Origin of the sequence: Streptosporangium sp. NPDC006930, assembly GCF_040635605.1 — a bacterium.
In the GTDB taxonomy this organism is placed as follows: domain Bacteria; phylum Actinomycetota; class Actinomycetes; order Streptosporangiales; family Streptosporangiaceae; genus Streptosporangium.
Window position 1 is genome coordinate 577,149 of record NZ_JBEYID010000001.1, and the last position, 18,255, is coordinate 595,403.

Annotated in this window: 13 protein-coding genes; 7 read left to right on the plus strand and 6 right to left on the minus strand. The window is 69.1% G+C overall.

The features are described 5' to 3' along the window. Positions 1-43: 43 nt before the first annotated feature. Positions 44-343, minus strand: coding sequence for a DUF3467 domain-containing protein (locus ABZ664_RS02730; RefSeq protein WP_329092600.1), 300 nt, complete (start codon positions 341-343; stop codon positions 44-46). 74 nt (positions 344-417) lie between these two features. Next, complete coding sequence (locus tag ABZ664_RS02735; protein ID WP_362501967.1) at positions 418-1,074, minus strand: DUF305 domain-containing protein; 657 nt, start codon at positions 1,072-1,074, stop codon at positions 418-420. Between the two features lie 122 nt (positions 1,075-1,196). Between ABZ664_RS02735 and ABZ664_RS02740 the strand changes: the two genes are divergently transcribed. Next, a complete protein-coding gene (locus ABZ664_RS02740) occupies positions 1,197-1,952 on the plus strand; it encodes a DUF3105 domain-containing protein (protein ID WP_362501968.1) in 756 nt (251 codons plus the stop codon). Positions 1,953-2,017: 65 nt separating this feature from the next. Here ABZ664_RS02740 and ald read toward each other — a convergent pair whose 3' ends face one another. Further along, complete coding sequence (gene ald / locus ABZ664_RS02745) at positions 2,018-3,136, minus strand: alanine dehydrogenase (RefSeq protein WP_362501970.1); 1,119 nt, start codon at positions 3,134-3,136, stop codon at positions 2,018-2,020. 468 nt (positions 3,137-3,604) lie between these two features. Here ald and ABZ664_RS02750 point away from each other — a divergent pair, with 468 nt between their 5' ends. Both ABZ664_RS02750 and ABZ664_RS02755 read left to right on the plus strand, forming a co-directional pair. Further along, positions 3,605-3,952, plus strand: coding sequence for a hypothetical protein (locus tag ABZ664_RS02750; protein ID WP_362501972.1), 348 nt, complete (start codon positions 3,605-3,607; stop codon positions 3,950-3,952). Between the two features lie 230 nt (positions 3,953-4,182). Next, the gene (locus tag ABZ664_RS02755) at positions 4,183-5,244 is read left to right on the plus strand and encodes an excalibur calcium-binding domain-containing protein (protein ID WP_362501974.1); all 1,062 of its coding nucleotides are present in this window, start codon (positions 4,183-4,185) and stop codon (positions 5,242-5,244) included. 50 nt (positions 5,245-5,294) lie between these two features. Here ABZ664_RS02755 and ABZ664_RS02760 read toward each other — a convergent pair whose 3' ends face one another. From ABZ664_RS02760 to ABZ664_RS02770, 3 genes are all read right to left on the minus strand, one after another. Further along, positions 5,295-7,517 carry a molybdopterin cofactor-binding domain-containing protein gene (locus ABZ664_RS02760; protein WP_362501976.1) on the minus strand — a complete coding sequence of 741 codons (2,223 nt, stop codon included), beginning with the start codon at positions 7,515-7,517 and terminating at the stop codon, positions 5,295-5,297. A 204-nt stretch (positions 7,518-7,721) separates the two neighbouring features. Further along, positions 7,722-10,634 (minus strand): BTAD domain-containing putative transcriptional regulator, encoded by a 2,913-nt coding sequence (locus ABZ664_RS02765; protein WP_362502253.1) that lies wholly within the window; start codon positions 10,632-10,634, stop codon positions 7,722-7,724. Between the two features lie 1,110 nt (positions 10,635-11,744). Next, the gene (locus tag ABZ664_RS02770) at positions 11,745-12,164 is read right to left on the minus strand and encodes a helix-turn-helix transcriptional regulator (RefSeq protein WP_362501978.1); all 420 of its coding nucleotides are present in this window, start codon (positions 12,162-12,164) and stop codon (positions 11,745-11,747) included. A gap of 1,370 nt (positions 12,165-13,534) precedes the next feature. Between ABZ664_RS02770 and ABZ664_RS02775 the strand changes: the two genes are divergently transcribed. From ABZ664_RS02775 to ABZ664_RS02790, 4 genes are all read left to right on the plus strand, one after another. Beyond that, entirely contained in the window at positions 13,535-14,827 is a 1,293-nt protein-coding gene (locus ABZ664_RS02775) for a helix-turn-helix transcriptional regulator (protein WP_362501980.1), read from the plus strand. Between the two features lie 87 nt (positions 14,828-14,914). Beyond that, positions 14,915-15,511, plus strand: coding sequence for a copper resistance CopC family protein (locus ABZ664_RS02780; RefSeq protein WP_362501982.1), 597 nt, complete (start codon positions 14,915-14,917; stop codon positions 15,509-15,511). Further along, the gene (locus tag ABZ664_RS02785) at positions 15,508-17,550 is read left to right on the plus strand and encodes a cytochrome c oxidase assembly protein (RefSeq protein WP_362501984.1); all 2,043 of its coding nucleotides are present in this window, start codon (positions 15,508-15,510) and stop codon (positions 17,548-17,550) included. Before ABZ664_RS02780 ends, ABZ664_RS02785 begins: the two co-directional genes overlap by 4 nt. 178 nt (positions 17,551-17,728) lie before the next feature. Then, the gene (locus ABZ664_RS02790) at positions 17,729-18,142 is read left to right on the plus strand and encodes an ATP-binding protein (protein ID WP_362501986.1); all 414 of its coding nucleotides are present in this window, start codon (positions 17,729-17,731) and stop codon (positions 18,140-18,142) included. Positions 18,143-18,255: the final 113 nt, after the last annotated feature.

Sequence of the window (18,255 nt, forward strand, 5' to 3'; positions counted from 1 at the left end):
GGCGCGGGGACCCCTTCCAAAGGGCCGAAACCCCCGCCGGGCCTCAGTTCTTGTGACCCGTCTCGTGCTCGTACGCGGTCAGCTGCTGTTCGAGGGCCTTCATCAGCTCGAAGACCTGGCTCGGGGGGATGCGGATCCGGCTCACGATCCGGGTCGGCACGCTCACGAAGTGCTGCCCGGAGGAGGGGTCGTTGGCCAGCTGGGGCGGTCTGGTGATCACCGCGAAGTCCAGGACGAAGCCATCCTGGGTGTGCCACACAGAGGCGAAGTTGGCGTACTGCCCCATTTCCACCTCGGCGGAGATGCTCACCTCCAGGCGGTTCTCCGGCTCGTCGTTCACCATTCTCTTTCCTCCGGCCAGGTTGGCTCCATGCTGCCCTGGCCCGAAACCGGCCGCACAGGGACGCGCCGACGCCACTAAAGGATGGAAGGCAGCCGCTGAGCGCCGCGCTGCCGCAACATGTCGGTCATCAACTCGATCTCGCCCGTCTGACCGTCGACGATGTGCTGTGCCATGGTGGCCACCTCTTCACGGTCGGACAGTTTCAGCAGACCCTCGCCCATCTGCACGCCGCCCTCGTGATGACGGATCATGAGTTGGAGGAAGAGGACCTCCTGCTCCTTGCCTGTGGCCTCGCGGAGCTTTTTGAGCTCGTCCTCACTTGCCATACCGGGCATCGCGGCGGGCGCGTCCGGTGTTACAGCGTGGCCGCCACCGTGCCCGGCCATCCACGCCATGGAGGGACGATCACCCGACTGGGTGAGGCCCCACTGCTGCAGCCAGCCCGTGAAGATGCCGCGCTGGGCCGTCTGCGTGACGATGATGTCGTAGGCCAGGCGCCGCAACGCGTCGTCCTGGCTGCCGTCCCTGGCGATGAAGGACATCTCGACGGCCTGGGCGTGGTGAACGGCCATGTCGCGGGCGAAACCCGCCTCCGCCGAGGCGTCCGTCGGAGTGGCCGTCCTGCCCATCGCGAGCAGCAACACGACCGCCGTGACCAGGCAGCCGAGCAGCACGCCGACCACCACGCCACCACGCCTGGACGTCGCGCCCTCTTTACCTGGGGTTTCCATTACCTGCCCAGCGTACCCACTGTCGGGAATCGTCGCTGTATCACGCGTTGTCATCCCCTTATTCTCCACATACGCCGGTAGGGCATAGGGTGACCCGAAGTTGTTTGCCGGCTGGAGGGTTGATGACCAAGGAAAAGGCGCAGGCGAGGCGCGAGCACCTCAACCGCATGCGCGATGAGCAGAGGCGCAAGGAGCGCAGGGCCGCGCTTCTCATGTGGGGTGCCGGAGGTGCCGTCGTCGTCCTGCTGGTCGCGGTCGTCGCCTACTACCTGGTCAACGAGCGGGCCGCGACCTCACTGGACAACGTCGCCACCGCGAAGTACGCCGGTAGCCAGCACACCCAGACCAAGGTGACGTACAAGGAGAACCCGCCGATGGGCGGTGAGCACAACCCGGCCTGGCAGAACTGTGGCATCTACGAGCAGCCGATCAACAACGAGAACGCCGTCCACTCCATGGAGCACGGCGCCGTGTGGATCACCTACCAGCCGGACCTCCCCAAGGCCGAGGTGGACAAGCTGAGGGAACTGGCCTCCAAGGACTACATGCTCCTGAGCCCGTACCCCGGCCTGCCCTCCAAGGTCGTGGCCAGCTCCTGGAACAACCAGCTCAAGCTGGACAGCGCGACCGACGGGCGTCTGCCCAGGTTCATCACCAAGTACAAGAACGGCCCGGACACCCCCGAGCTCGGAGCGTCCTGCAGCGGAGGCGTGGGCACCACCACCGCCGAGGCGCCCATCCCGGAGACCGCGCCCAGCCAGCCGCCGGGCGCCCCCGACGGGTCCGCGGCTCCCAGTGACGCCCCGGCCACGGACGCTCCCGCGACCGATGCCCCCGCCACCGACGCCCCGGTTCCCAGCCCCACCCCGGCGCCCTGATCCGGCCGGTCTCGACGCCGGTGACGCCGTCCTGACGAGGCGCACCGGCCCCACCGGGCCCGCGACTAGGTCCGCAGCACCTGTTCCAGGGGCACCGCCTCCAGCCCGTGAGCCTCGGCCACGGGCCGGTTGGTCAGGTGCCCCTCGTGCGTGTTCAGGCCCGCGGCCAGCGCCGGATCTCTCCGAAGGGCCTCCCGCCAGCCCAGCTGGGCGATCGCGAGGGCGTAGGGGACGGTCACGTTGGTCAGCGCGTACGTCGAGGTGTGCGGCACCGCGCCCGGCATGTTGGCCACGCAGTAGAACACCGACCCGTGCACCCGGTAGGTCGGGTCGGTGTGGGTGGTGGGCCGGGAGTCCTCGAAGCAGCCGCCCTGGTCGATGGAGATGTCCACCAGGACCGACCCCGGCCTCATCCGCGAGACCAGCGCGTTGTCGACCAGCTTGGGAGCCCTGGCCCCGGGGATCAGCACCGCGCCGATGACCAGGTCCGCGTTCAGCACCGCCCGTTCGATCTCGTACGTGGAGGAGGCGATGGTCCTGCAGTGGCCCCTGTAGATCATGTCCGCCTGGCGGAGCCTGTTGATGTCGCGGTCGAGCAGCAGCACCTCCGCCTGCATGCCGAGCGCGATGACCGCGGCGTTCATGCCGGAGACTCCGGCGCCGATCACGACCACGCTGGCCGGGTGCACTCCCGACACCCCGCCCATCAGCACGCCGCGCCCGCCCTCGGGGCGCATCAGGTGGTACGCCCCCACCTGAGGGGCGAGCCGCCCGGCCACCTCCGACATGGGGGCGAGCAGCGGCAGGGAGCCGTTCGCGTTCTGCACGGTCTCGTAGGCGATGCCGGTGACCCCGGTCTCCAGCATGGCCCGGGTGCACGCCTGCGAGGCGGCCAGATGCAGGTAGGTGAAGAGCACCTGGCCCTTGCGCATCCGGTGGTACTCCTCGGAGATCGGCTCCTTGACCTTCAGTACCAGCTCGCCCGCGGCCCACACCTCGTCGGCCGAGTCCAGGATGGTCGCGCCGACGCTCTGGAAGTCGGCGTCGGGAATGGAGGACCCTGCCCCGGCGTCCTTCTCGACGAAGACCTCGTGACCGTTCCGGATGAACTCGTGGGCCCCGGCGGGGGTGAGCGCCACGCGATATTCGTGGTTCTTGACCTCGCGGGGAACGGAGATCTTCACGGCTCCTCCAGGGTGGGCGCGTGTCCTCTACATTCACTGTGCGTTCCCCGAAAGAGCGTCATCACGCACAAGGCGGCAGGAATGGGGTCGGGGTTGATGACATTCCGTCAGCAATCGCCGACGTTCGGTCTCCCGGAGGGTGTCGTGACGTGCGGGGTTACCGGCTCCCCGCACCGGTCGGTAGGCTCGCCGCGAGCAGATGCGAGGAATACGGGGATATGACGATGGGGATGCACGCGGGGCAGGGTGAGCCGCCCGTACCGCAAGGGCCTCCAGGAGGGTCTGACGACCCCCCTGACGCACCGTGGTCCTCGCCCGGCTCCTATGACGCCTTCACCCCGCCGGGGCGTTCTGGTGCCTCGTCCGGACGTCACGCCCGCGGCCCCGGCAAACCGGTCAACGGCCCCGCCGACGCCGCCGACGCCTCGGACGGCTCCGACGGCCACACCGCCTTCGGCGTCCCAGGGCGTGGCGATCGGGGTCTCGGCGGTCCGGGCCCTGTTCCCGGTTCTGATCACGGCCCCGGCGGTTCCGGCTTCGACGCCTTCGGTGGTTACGGCCGCGTCGGTCCTGACGGCGATGCCTTTGGCGGTCCCGGCCGGGGTGGCTCCGACGTCGACGCTCTCGGTGATCCCCGCCGAAGTGGTCCCGATGGCGACGTCTTCGGTGGTTCTGGCGGCTCTGGCTTCGATGCTTTCGGTGGGCCTGGCAGGGGTGGCTCCGACGTCGATGCTTTCGGTGGTTCTGGCGGCTCTGATTTCGATGCTTTTAGTGCTAAACGTTCAAGTTTTGCTGCTTTTGGCGCCGACGGTGTGAGGCCCGGTGACCCCGGCTTCGGCGACCCGGGTCCCGGCGGTGCGAGGTTCGGCGATCAAGGGCCGAGCGGCCCGGGCTTCGAGAAGACGATTCCCATGGGGCAGGGCTCCGGCGATCCGGGGGACCCGACCGTGAAAGAGCCGGGCGGCCCGGTTCCCGGGGGGCCGGGCGGCCCCGGTTCCGACCTTCCGCCTCCCGCCGGAGGAAAGGAACCCCCCACTCGGGGCCCCGTGAGGCCCGGACCCGGCGGGCCGATCCCGGGCGCGCCGGGGACCGGCGAGAAGCGGGCCGGAGAGCCGCCGGAGGGAGCGCCCAGGGCGAGCCGCGCCACGACCGCGATCCTGGTGACCACCCTCGTCGTCGTCGTGCTGATCACCGGCGTGCTCGGCACCGTCGCGGTGCTCATGACCCGCAACCCCGACATGCCGCTCGGTGGCACACCACCCAGGCGGCTGGCGAACCCCATTCACTTCGCCCCGGTGACCGAGCTGAGGCCCGGAGCCTGCACGGTCGCCGAGACCTATCCCGACGACCTCGGGCAGAACTGCTACTCGCTCGGCGCCGGGATCACCGTGAACGCCGTGCGGAAGATCGAGACCATCCAGGAGAAGAGCGGCGCCTACTCGGTCAGGATCGCGTTCGCGCCCACCTTCCGCGAGCAGATCAACGACCTGACCGCGGAGGCGGTGAACGCGGACGACCCGGTCAGGCAGCAGATCGCGATCGTCGTGGGACAGAAGGTGGTGGCGGCCCCCAGGGTCGCCCAGACGATCACCGACGACAGCCTGAGCATCGCGGGCTCCTTCACCAAGGAGCAGGCGGACGCGATGGTCCTCAAGCTGCTCGGCTCGGGCGACGTCGTCCCGCAGCCGTCGGACGGCCCGCAGCCGAGCGGATCGGTCTTCACCCCGCCCGCCGACCCGGGCGCGACCCCTCCGGCGAACCAGCCCCTGACCCCTCAGGGAAACCAGAACCAGCCCGTGACCCCCACCGGCAACCAGCCCGTGACCCCGCCGGCGAACACCAACGGAGACCCGGCCGCCACGAACCCCTCGGGGACCTCGGGAACGGGGACCTCGGGGACCGGGACCGACCAGAACCGCCCGGCGAACACCACGGGGGGCACCTCGGGGAACACGTCCGGAGAGGGCACCGACCGTAAGTTCGCCACCTGCAAGGCGGCGAGGGAGAACGGGTACGGCCCCTACACCCGGGGTGTCCACGAGGAGTACCAGTGGTACATCGACGGGGACAAGGACGGCGTCGCCTGCGAGTTGGGCGACGCCGGCTGAGATCGGCCGGCGTCGGCTGACGTCGGCCGACGCGGCCCCCTCCTCGGCGGTCATCCCTCCAGGGCGATGTCGTGGGGGCGGATGGGCACCCGGGGCAGCCGCAGGCCGGTGGCGGCCCGTACGGCGGCGGCCACCGCGGGAGTGGACGAGAGCGTGGGCGGCTCGCCCGCGCCGCGCAGCCCGTAGGGAGCGTTCGGGTCGGGATTCTCCATGATCGACAGCCGCATGGGCGGCATGTCGAGGATGGTGGGGATCAGGTAGTCGGTGAACGAGGGGTTGAGCACCAGCCCGTCGCGGACCTGGATCTCCTCCATGAGCGCCAGTCCCAGCCCCTGGGCCGAGCCGCCGTGGATCTGCCCCTCCAGCGCGAGCGGGTTCATGATCTTGCCCACGTCCTGCACGGCGGCCAGCTCGACCACCTTGACCAGGCCGAGCTCCACGTCCACGTCCACCACGGCCCGGTGGACGCACAGGGCGAGCTGGGTGTGCGAGTCGCCCTGGCCGGTGAGCGGGTCCAGGGGGAAGGTGGGCCGGTGCCGGTACTCCCTCGTCTCCTCCACCGCGCCGGCCCGCTCCAGCGCCTCCACCAGGGACGTCCCGTCGCTCGTCAGCTTCGCGAGCCGTTCCCTCACCGCCTCGCAGGCCGCCCTGACCGCGCCTCCGGTGACGTAGGACTGGCGCGAGGCGGACGAGGACCCGGCGGAACCGACCGAGGTGTCCGCCCCCGCGACCGTCACCGCGTCGATCCCCAGCTCGGTCCTCGCGATCTGCTCCTGGACCATCAGCAGGCCCTGACCCACCTCGGCCGCCGCCGTGTGCACCAGGACGTGCGGCTCGCCACCGATCGACTCCACCCGCACCCTCGCGGTCGAGTAGTCGTCGAAGCCCTCGGAGAAGCAGATGTTCTTGATGCCCACGCCGTACCCGACACCGCGCCGCACCCCCTCGCCACGCGTGGTCTGCGAGACGCCGCCCGGCAGGCTCCGCAGATCCGGTGAGTCCGTGACCTCCGGCGCGGCGGGCAGCGGCATCGCGTCGAGCTCCCTGAGCATCTCGGCGAGCGGCGCGGGGGAGTCGATCACCTGTCCGGTGGCCAGCACCGACCCCTGGGAGACCGCGTTGCGCACCCTCACCTCGACCGGGGAGATCCCGCACGCCTCGGCGAGCCGGTCCATCTGCGACTCGTACGCGTAGCACGCCTGTACCGCGCCGAAGCCGCGCATCGCGCCGCAGGGCGGGTTGTTGGTGTAGACGCCGTAGGCGTCGATCCAGACGTTGTCCACCTCGTACGGCCCCACCCCCAGGGAGGCCGCGTTGCCGACCACCGCGGGAGAGGTGGAACAGTAGGCGCCGCCGTCCAGCAGGATCTCCGCCCGCACATACAGCAGCCTGCCGTCGCGGGTGGCGCCGTGCTCGTAGCGCATCCGGGCGGGGTGGCGGTGGACGTGGCCGTAGAAGGACTCCTCGCGGTTGTAGACGATCTTCACGGGGCGGCCGGTGCGCAGGGCCAGCATGCACGCGTGGACCTGCATGGACAGGTCCTCGCGCGCGCCGAACGCCCCGCCCACCCCGGCCAGGGAGAGCCGCACCTTCTCCTCGGGCAGCCCCAGGCACGGCGCGATCTGCTCCCGGTCGGAGTGCAGCCACTGCGTGGCGATGTACAGGTCCACCCCGCCGTCCTCGGCGGGTACGGCCAGGCCGGACTCGGGGCCGAGAAACGCCTGGTCCTGCATGCCGACCTCGTACTCGCCGGTGACGACCACCGGGGCCTCGAAGGTGGAGCCGACCCGGACCGGCTGGTGGCGCAGCACGTTGCCGCTCTCGTGGACCGAGGGGCAGGAGGCGTCGAAGGCGGCCCGGCGCGGGTCGGTGACGGCCTCGCGGACCTCGTACTCCACCACGATGGCCTCGGCCGCCCGCCTGGCGCGCTCGGGGTGGTCGGCGGCGACCAGCGCGACCGGCTCGCCCTGGTAGCGGGCCTGGTCGACGGCGAGCACCGGCTGGTCCCTGTGCTCCAGGCCGTAGAACTTCGCGCCGGGGACGTCCTCGTGGGTGAGCACCGCGTACACACCGGGCATGGCGAGCGCGGGGCCGATGTCGATCGAGCGGATCCACGCCGACGGATGCGGGCTGCGCAGGGTGACCCCCCAGATCATGTCCGCCAGGTACAGGTCGGAGGAGTAGGCGAACTCGCCCGTCACCTTCAGCGTCCCGTCGGGACGCAGGACACTCTCGCCGACGCCGCGATGCCGCCGCGTTTCGATGCCACTCATCTCAGCAGTACATCAGCCGGGTACGGGAGAGGACATGGCAGGCACGACGGAACGCCGAGGGTGACCGTTGGCGACTCTTGCGGTTGCGCCCGGCACCCGGGCGCCGACCGGCCACGGCTCCTGCCGTCGAGCGGCCCGCGAAGCTCCCGGAACCACCCACGGGCGCACCCGTTGCCGTGTCACCGCCCTGGCCGGGACAGACGCCTAGCCCAGGGGCGTGATCGGCTCTTCCCGGGCCAGGACAGCCTCCTCCGTCAATGCCTGCTCCTCCACCTCCGCGTTCCCCCTCTCCCTGGCCGTCGCGAGGGAGCGCGCGAGGTAGGCCGAGGCCTGTTCCGTGTCGCCGAGGAGCCGGTGGGAGCGGGCCAGACCGAGCAGCAGGTACGGTTCGGCGACGCTCAGCCGCTCGGCGCGCGCGCAGCCGAGAGCGGCCTCGAAGGAGGCCTTGGCCGACACGGCGTCCCCCCTGCTGAGATGGGTCTCGCCGATCCTGTTGTGCACGGACGCCTCCTGGTACCGGTTGCCGTCCTTGCGGCACATGGTCAGGGCTTCGCCCAGCACCTCCAGCGCCTGCTCGAACCGGCGCAGGCCGTGGTATCCCGCTCCGAGCATGGTGAGCGCGTAGTGCTCGCCCGACCTGTGCTCGATCGCGTTCGCGATCTCCCGTTGTTTCCGGGCACAGTCGATGGTCTCCTCGTAGCGCTCCAGTTCGAGGTAGTTCATGGCGAGATTGCCCAGTGCTCTTTGCTCCCCGTGCGCGTCGGAGAGCCGGCGATACAGGATCAGCTGATGCCGGAGGTGGTGCACGGCCTCCGCCGGGCGGTTGGCCATGTTCAGCGCGAGACCCGCGAAGCCGTGCGCGTACGACTCGATGCTGTGATCGTCCAGCCGCCGGCCGATCGCGAGAGGCTGCGAGCTGATCGCGAGGAGCTGGCCGTGCAGACCGGTGTGGTGGAGGTGCCAGAACAGTGCGAAGACCAGGGCCACCCCGAGCCGGGCGGTTCGCTCCCGGGAGGCGGACATCGCCTGGGAGGCGGCGGACAGAAGGTTGGCCTGCTCCTGGTGCAGCCAGTCGCGGGCCTCCTCGCACGAGGTCAGTGGGAGGGGTGCGGCGCTGAGGTCGACGTCCGTCTGCGCCGGGCGCGGGTAGCGGCCCACCTTTATGGCCAGGCGGGTGGTTCCGACGTACGAGCTCAACGCCCGGTCCAGCATGGCGTCGCGGTCGGCTTCCGGCTCCTCGCTCGCGGCCTGCTCCTTGGCGAACAGCCGCACCAGGTCGTGCAGCCGGTATCTTCCCGGCTCGTCCATCTCCGCGAGGTGCGCGTCGACGAGCCGTTCCATGGCGTGCTCCGCCATCTCCACCGAGACATCCAGCAGGGCGCCGACGATGTGCGCCGTCACGTCGGCCGTCTGCAGCACGCCGAGGGCGCGCAGCGCGCGGGCGGCCGTCCGGTCGAGGATCTGGTCGCTGCCGGCGAGCGTGTCGTAGCTGACGGCCAGGCTGGTCCGTACCGCGATATCGCCCGCCGCCAGTTCCCTTAGCCGGCTGTGCTCGTCGTTCAGCCGGTCCACCAGGTCGGCCACCTTCCAGCGTGGCCGGTTCGCCAGCCGGGCTCCGGCGATGCCGACGGCCAGCGGCAGGTCCGCGCACAGATCGATCAGGTGTCTTGTGGCCTGGACCTCCTGGGCGACCCGTTCGGCTCCGATCAGTTTCGCGAGCATCGCCGAGGACTCGGTCCGTCGCATCCCGGAGATCGGCACGCGGGCGCAGTCGTCGAGCAGGGTGAAGCTTTCCCGACTGGTCGTCAGGATCGCGTTGCCCCTCGAGACCGACAGCAGCGGGCGGATCTGGGCCAGGCCGGCGGCATCGTCGAGCACGATGAGCATCTGGCGGCCGTCGAGTTCGCCGCGCCAGCGTGCCGCGGCCTCCTCGACGTCGGCGGGGACGGTGTGCGGGGGCATGCCGAGGTCACGCAGGAACCTGGTGATCACCTCGATCGGTTCGAGTCGTTTCATGCCCGGGGTGGCCCCGCGCAGGTTCACGTACAGCTGCCCGTCGGGAAAGCGGTCGCGGACCAGGTGCGCGGCCCGGATGGCCAGGGTCGACTTACCGGATCCCGGCGCTCCGGTGATCGCGACGACATGGTGCGGCGGGGAGCCGTCCCAGGGGGAGAGCAGTGCTCTCAACCGCACGAGCTCCTCCGCACGCCCGACGAAATCCATGGGATCACGTGGCAACTGCCGGACCGTCGTCCTCTCCGCCGTCGCACGGTTCCCGGAGGGCCGGGTGTGCGTCGGCTTCGGGGTGAGGGAGGCCACCGGCAAGGGCAGGTCGGACAGAGGGGCGGCGCGCAGGATCAGCTCGTGGCACCTGCGGAGACTCTCGTGCGGCTCGATGCCCAGCTCCTCCGAGAGCAGGCGCCGGGTCTCCCGGTAGATCTTCAACGCCTCCGCCTGCCGGCCGCAGTGGTAGAGCGCGGTCATGTGCAGCTCTCGGAGCCGCTCTCGCAACGGGTGCTCCGCGGTCAGGGTGACAAGCCGGGTGGCGGCGTCCTGCGGGTGTCCGAGCAGGAGCAGCAGCTCCGCGTGCAGTTCCAGCGCGACCAGGTGCAGTTCTCCCAGTCTGTGCCGCTCGAACTCGGCGAACGGGCCGGGGATTCCGCTCAGACACGGCCCCCGCCACAGTTTCAGCGCGTCCCTCAGGAACCGCAGGGCCGTCTCGGGGGAGCCTTCGGCGTATGATCTCTGGGCCTGATCGAGGTGTTCTTTGAACACTTCGGCGTCCACCTGCCCGGGTTCGAGCCGCAGAGCGTATCCGCCCGAGGTGGAGGCGAGCAGCCTCGAAGGTCTTCGTGAATCGCGGTCCGGCTCCAGTGTTCGCCGCAGTTTGGACACGTATGTGTAAACGCTCTGCTCCGCGGTCTTCGGCGGATCCGCCCCCCACACGCCGTCGATCAACTCGTCTTTCGTAACCGCCCGTCCGGTATTGGCGGCCAAAACGCAGAGAATCGCCTGCTGCCGGGGCTCTCCCAACTCAAGTTCGTCGGAGAGTCTACGGACGACCACCGAGCCCAGCATGCCGATGTAAAAATCCCCCGGCCGGGGGCCGTCATCCATCCTCACGATTTCGTCGGTCCTGCCCATTCAGATCCCCACATGCGGTCAAGCATGGCGTAGCGAATTCGCGGAAGCCAAGTCCGGCCGATGGGTTCGCGTCGAAGCGGAGGTCGCGTCATCCTCCGCTCGGATGCCGTAAGAACGCGGACGGCATGACTTCGATCACTTCCCGCGCACGTCCGATCACATTTTGTATTCGAGATGGGACGTTTGGGGACCAGTCATGAATTAAGTCGGGCGATGGTCTCTGCATGTCCCCGGGAGTGTCCGCGAGAGCGATGCCGGGCATTCCGAAAAGACTGGGGACCGGATGCTTTTCGCCACACTCTCAGGTTTGTCGAAATTTCCCGAACGGGCCTGCCGGGAGGTTGGCCCGACCACCGGGGAACAGGTGATGAAATACGGATAATTCGAACGGAAGAAGTTGAAGAGCCAGAAGTGGTCAACCCGCTTCGGCGTTGTGCGAAATTTTCAAAGGTCATCCCGCTGGGTTGTGCCCGGCTGGGCACCACAGGCGTCCCGCGAAGATCGTGGCCGACGTGTACAGGCTTTCGGGCGAGGACTTTCCCCGGTTGAACATACGTATCAGGCGGGGTGGGCGAGCTCGTCCGCTCGACGTCACGGCCGGGCGGGTCCGGCCGTTCAGATGATCACCACCCACCTCGGCGCGTCGGTGAGGAAGATCGCGAAAGAGGCGGGTATCTCTGTGGGAGCCGCGCACGACGTGCGCGAGCGGATGTCCAGGGGCTTGACCCCGGCGCCTGGCGGAAAGGAACGGGATCCCGGCCGTCGATACGCGGCGTGCTGCCATGGCTGTTTCCCGGACGGAACCCGATCGCCACCACAGGCCCGTCGAGTCGACGTGGTCGTGGCCAGAACGCCGGCCGAAACCGTTCAGGCCACTCTGGGAGAGTCCTGAGAACGCGTGATCACCGAGGCCGGAGGGATTCTCCAGGACCCCCGCGGTAGTCGGCGAGACATGCCGGACCGGATTCGACGCGAACCTGACCGCCGCGCTCGTCTTCACCGACGATGAGAGGCCGCGCTCCGGAAGCCATGACGGGCGCCTTCCGGACACATGCCCGTTACCGGAAGACCAGGAAGCAGAACCTAGACGATTCCCGCTTTGGCGATGCGGATCCCCGCCTGGAGTCTGCTGTGCGCCCCGATCCGCCCCATCACGTTGGCCATATGGCGGCGCACGGTGCGGGAGGTCAGCCCGAGCCGGCGGCCGATCACCTCGTCCGTCATGCCCTCCGCGGCCATTCGCAAGACGGTCTTCTCCTGCTCCGTGAGTGAGAACGGCGCCTTCCACCCCTGCGGACGCTGTTCGGCGCGTGACCAGACATGCTCGAACAGGTCTCCCAGCAACGAGAGCAGCACGGGGGCGCGCACCACGGCCATCTGGGACGCGTGGCCCGTCAAGGCGATATGATCGTCGATCACCATGAATCTCTCAGAGATCAGCGGGTCGACCCTCAGCTCCACGGACGCGGGGAAACCGGCTGTTTCGTATGGCGAATCGACCACGATCCTTGTCCGCACTCCCGGCGGGATGCTAGGTGAATCGAAAATCTGGAGAAACGTAGTGTTTTTTCCTGGTTCAGGAAGAAACGCATCTATTGACCGTTTCGCGGATGAGCATAGGGTTTCGGCGTCCTGTCGGACCCGGGATCGCTCTCCCCCGGAGGGCGGGACCGGTAAGGAGTGGGTCATGTGCCCCTCGCGTTTGTCGTCCGGGCCGGCGGTGGCAGGGGTGCTCGGCAAGGCCTTCTCGGGCCGGGCCCGAAGAGGCGAACTCCCGCCACCGGACTTCGCCGGATTCTCCTGGGATTCTCGCCGTTTCACTGTCGCAGGTGATTCTAGAGATCACCTAGAGACGCTCGCGGGCACGTGCCGTGTGCGCCGGGGCGAGAGGCCGGACTCAAGAGAGGTCGAGGTGGGGGCGAGCCGCCCGCGCTCGCTGCTTTCCCCGAGGCTTTCCCGTGGGCGGATCATGCTCGTTTACTTTCCTACGGGTCGTGCGTATTCCTGGTTTTCCGTGAGCCGAAACGGCTCGGGGCTTTCTTTGCATCCGCCGCGAAATGGCCGTCCGTCTTCCCGGGCTTCGGCTGACCGCTTTAGGACATTGACTTGATGGTGGATTGTTTCAATATATTTTCAGGGTGACGACTGATTCCAAACGTGAAGGTGCCGAGGGGGCGCCCGGCGACAGGGGTTCGTGAGCCGACCGGCCTGCGGACCGGTCGGCGACGAAGAGCGAGCGGAACGGATGACGCCTACGAGAGGTCGAGTGGCCGTCGTCGGCACCCTCGACCCGGGTCATACGGTCACGAGCCGTGACCTGCGACGAAGCGGCACGTGGGCAAAGCAGATCACACACGTGTGCTCTTCCGGCCGGGATCCTCCGCGAAGAACAACGATCTTCACGGAAGGGGTTCGGATCCCGACTCGGCCGCGATCGGTGGCGCCAACCATCCGGGGGCGCGGACGCCCCGGTGTTCAATGATTTCCGTCTTGCTGAAGCGCGCATAAGGGAAACCTGCGCGCTCACATCGGCACGAGCGCGCCGGTTCCGCCGGGTGGAGCGGCTCGCTGGCTGAAAGCTCTCCACGGAGGGCGGAGCTCGTTTCGCTTCTCGTCTCCTTCGGCCGGGTTGAGTCGTCGCTCAGCCCGGGTAGTCCCAGCCCAGGTAGGCCTGGGCGTTGACCGTCTGCAAAGAATACTTGCCGGTGTCCTTCGGGGGGGCAGACGAATCAGCACTCGCGGTCGTAACATTGCCAGTGACGGCAAAAGTAGCCGTAAACAGCATGGCGAGGGCAGACAAGGCAAGACGTCGGCGCACGGGGAGACTCCTGTCGTAGGTTCTGCTGCTCAGACAATATCTTTCAAGGGGTAACGTGACCGGTCAAGACTTGGTGGGGCAGCGCATCAAAACCGCCCGTCGGCAACGGGGTCTTTCTCAGGCGCAGCTCGCTCATCCAGAGCTGTCGGACAGTTACGTCTCTCTCATCGAGAGTGGCAAGCGTACTCCGACCCCTGCTGTACTGGAGCTTCTCGCGGAAAAACTCGACTGCTCCCTGACCTATCTGATCAACGGCGTCACCGCCGAGCAGATGCAGGAGATCGAGCTCGCGCTGAGCTACGCGCAGATGGCCCTGGACAACGGCGAGGTCGTCGAAGCCCGTAGTCGCTACGCCGAGCTTCTCGCCGACAGTGGCCTGGCCGGCCTGCCCCAGCTACGGCAGGACGTCGAATACGGCCTCGCCCTCGCGACCGAGGCCTGCGGCGACCTGGAGCAGGCGATCGTCCTCTTCGGGGGGCTGCACGAGAGCGACACGACGGTCATGAGCCCCGAGCGTCACATCGCGATCGCCGTCGCCCTTTCGCGCTGCTATCGCGAGATCGGAGACCTCACCCGCGCGATGGAGGTTCCCGAGCGGATCCTCACCGGTGCGGTCAGGCCCGTCTGGACCGACGGTCTCATGAGGCTGGGCAGCCAGCTCTTCGCCGCGTACGTGGAGCGGGGTGACCTGCTGCGGGCCCGCCAGTTCGCCGCCGAGCTGGTCGCCGCCGCCGAGATCCTCGGCACCCCGATGTCGCTCACCCTGGCGCACTGGGGCGCTGCGATCGCCGCCGTCGAGACCGGTCACACCGACGAGGCGGTCACGCACGCCGAGCGCGCCCTGGCCATCCAGTCCGAGTACGGCGATCCGTGGAGGCTGTCGCGGCTGCGCAACGACTACGCCCAGGTCATGCTGATCGCCCGGCCCATGGAGGCCGAGAGCTGGCGTGACGTGTTACTCAAGGTGGAGAAGGAGCTCGCGGAGAGCTCCGCCAGCTCGATCACCAAGATGCGCTGCGCGATGAACCTCGTCCGGGTGGAGTTGCTGCTCGCCCGCCCCGACCGGGCCGAGAAGCACATGCGCTTCGTCTGTGACCTGCTCGACGGCATGCCCAAGGCCCTGCAGGCGGAGGCGCGCCTGCTGCACGGCGAGACCCTGGCGGCGCTGGGCATGCAGGCCGAGGCGTCGCGGGAGCTGTCCGCCGGGGCCGAGTTCCTGGAGCAGGCGCCGGAGACCCGCTTCACCGCCCATGCCTGGCTGACCGCGGCCCGCGTCCTGGAGCGGATCGACGAGCCCGACCGGAGCGTCGACGCCTACAAGCGGGCGATGGCCTGCGTCGGCCTGTAGATCGAGACGGTGAGGGCGACCCGCGCGGTCGCGGATCGGACAGGGGGGTCGAGACCGCACGGTCTCGTCGGTAGCCTTGTGGTTGCCATGAAGAATTCCCCTGTCGCGGTCGCCCTCGCGCTTCTCGCCGCCCTCGTTCTCGGCACGGCCTTCGCCTCGCCCGCCCTCGCCCATGACCGGCTCAAGAGCAGTAATCCGGCCAAGGGTGCGAAGGTCGAGAGCCTGGAGGAGGTGAAGCTGACGTTCAGTGCCTCGGTGCGCTTCCCGAACGTCGTCGTGCGCTCCGGCGACGCGACGTACCAGGACGGCAAGCCCGTCGCCGACGGCCCCGTGGTGACCCAGAAGGTCAAGGGAGATCTACCTCCCGGCGCGTACGTCATCGCCTACCGCGTCGTGTCCTCCGACGGCCACCCGATCGAGGGGGAGATCCCCTTCACCCTGCTCGGCTCCGCAGAGCCGTCGCCGTCCCTGTCGCCGTCGCCGTCCTCGGCCAGCCCTGAACCCGCGGAGAGCACGGTCGCCGAGAGCACACCGGTCGCCACGCTCAGCCCGGCCGCCGCAGGGCGGTCGGAGGAGTCCGGCTCCTCGGGAGGCGTCCCCGGCTGGATGTGGATCGTCGTCGGAGGCCTGGCCGGCATCGGCATCGGCCTGTTCCTCAGCATGCGCGGCAGGAAGAAGACATGAGCAAAACCGCGCGGGCCGCGCAGGCGGCACAGGTCGAGGCACCGGCGAACGGCCGGGTCGTGAAGCTCGCCCTGGCGGGCGCGGCGGCGGCCGTCGCCGCCCTGGTGATCGCCATGATCGCGGGAGGTGCCGCGAGCCCGCGCATCATTCCCGGCCTGCCCGACCAGGGTTCCTTCACCCGCTGGGGCCTGCCGCTGGCGAAGCTGGCGATGGACGCGGCGGGCGTGCTCACCGTCGGCACGCTCCTGGCCGCCGCGTTCCTGCTTCCCAACGACAAGGGCCTGCTGGGCAAACCCGCCCTCGGCTATGTCAAGGCCGCCTCCTGGATCGCCCTCGTCTGGGCCGGAGCCGCCGCGGCCACGATGGTGTTCAGCCTCTCGGAGGCGCTCGGGCTGCCGGTGGTCGACGTGCTCGGCGGTGACGAGCTCACCAGCTTCGCCAGCCAGGTCTCCCAGGGCATCGCGCTCACCCTGGTCGTGCTGTTCTCGGTCGCGATCGCGCTCTTCGCCCGTGGGGCGATCACCGCCGGCGCGGCCGGCGGCCTGCTGGTCCTCGCCCTGGCCACCATGCTCCCGCCCGCCCTGACCGGCCACTCCGCCTCCTCGCCCAACCACGATCTGGCCACCACCGGCGTCGCCGTCCACCTGGTCGTCCTCGCCCTCTGGGTGGGCGGCCTCGGCGTGCTCTGCGCGCACGCGCTGCGCCGTCAGCCGCATCTGGAGATCGCCGCCGCCCGCTTCTCGTCCCTCGCGCTGTGGTGCTTCGTCGGGGTGGGACTGTCCGGCCTGTTCAGCGTCGTGGCCAGGCTCAGCGCGATCTCCGAGCTGTTCACCTCCGCCTACGGCCTGCTGCTGCTCGCCAAGACGGCCGCGTTCGCGCTGCTCGGCGCCGTCGGCTGGTGGCACCGCACCCGGACCCTTCCGTTGCTCGCGGCGGGCGGATCCGGCACGTTCCTCCGCTTCGCCGGAGGCGAGATCGTCGTCATGTTCGCGGCCGTCGGCCTCGCCGTCGCGCTGTCCCGCACCGCGCCGCCCCCGGCGATCCTGCCCGTCGACAGGGCCTTCGAGGTGCTCGGCTACACCATGCCGCCGGAGATCTCGCTCGCCAACCTGGCCTCGCTGTGGTGGTTCGACCTGTTCTCCGGCACGATCGTCGCTCTGCTCGCCGGTCTCTACCTCGCCGGTGTCGTACGGCTCACCCGGCGCGGTGACGCCTGGTCCAAGGGGCGTACGGCCGCCTGGTTCACCGGTGTGCTGATTCTGCTGATCGCCACCCAGAGCGGTGTCGCCCGCTACGCCAAGGTGCTGTTCAGCGCGCACATGGCCGAGCACATGACGCTCTCGATGCTGGTGCCGATCTTCCTCGTGCTCGGTGCGCCCGTCACCCTCGCCCTGCGCGCGCTCAAGCCCGCCGCCCGCAGGGGCGACCGGGGGCCGAGGGAGTGGCTGACGACGATTCTGCACAGCAGGTTCGTCCGCTTCATCGCCCATCCGGCGATCGCCACCGCGATCTTCATCGTCTCCACCTACGCGCTGTACTTCACACCGCTGTTCGCCGCCGCGATGGAGGAGCACCTCGGTCACATCGTGATGACGGTGCACTTCCTGCTCAGCGGGACCCTGTTCTTCTGGGTGATCATCGGTGTCGATCCGGCCCCCTACCGGCTGCCGCACGTGGCCCGGCTCATCCTGCTTTTCGTGACCATGCCGTTCCACGCGTTCTTCGGCATCGCGCTGATGAGCATGAGCACCGTGCTCGCCTCCGACTGGTACGACCAGCTCGGCCGGACCTGGGGCGCGTCCTCGATCGAGGACCAGCAGACCGGCGGCGCCATCGCCTGGGCGTTCGGTGAGATCCCGACCCTCATCGTGCTCATCGCGCTCGCCTACCAGTGGTGGCGCCACGACGATCGCGGGGCCCGTCGCGCCGACCGCCGTGCCGACGCCGTCGCGGCCCGAGACGGTGGCAGTGGCGATGCCCAGCTCGACGCGTACAATGACTACCTGGCCAAACTCAACAGGCGAGACGGCGCGGAGTAGCCGGACAGCTACGGCCTTCTATCTTCGAGCCCCCTTAAGGACACCTCCCGGTAGCCTGTGTTTTCAGGGGGCTCGTGCTCACCGCAGCGGGTGCGGCGCTTCGTCATCGCGCGCCACGCCCATCCACGTATCCGGTCGGGGGCCCGGGGGCTGCAATGTGCATCAGGAAGGTTGAGCAGTGTCCGAGGAAGTGCGCGTACGCGAGGGCCGAAGCCGAAGCCTCGCCCAAGCGCTCGAAGAGCAACTCACCGAGTGGGCCGAGCGCACCGGGATCGCCGTCGAGATCTGGGCACTGCCCGCCCAGGGCGTTCCGCTTGGGGTCGCGAGAGCCGCGCTGGCCGTGCTTGAGGAGGCGCTGGCCAATGCCGAGCGACACAGCCGGGCCCGTGTCGTCTCCGTCGCCGTCACCTTCGGGCGCGGCGGCCTGCGCATGACGGTGAGTGACAACGGTGTTGGCTTCTTCGGAGAGGCCGCAGGCCGGGGCATCACCGCGATGCGCACCCGTTTCGAGCAGTTCGGCGGCACGCTCGGTGTCAACGGCGTTCCCGGCGAGGGGACCACCGTCACCGGAGTGGTGCCCCGCCAGGACTGACCGGGACACCGAGCGGACGGATCCCCGACGGAGGCGCCGGCCCCAGGGGCGTCGCTCCAGACCTGAGGCCCCTCGGACTTCAGGGACCCTCAAGCCGGAGACGCGGCCATGGA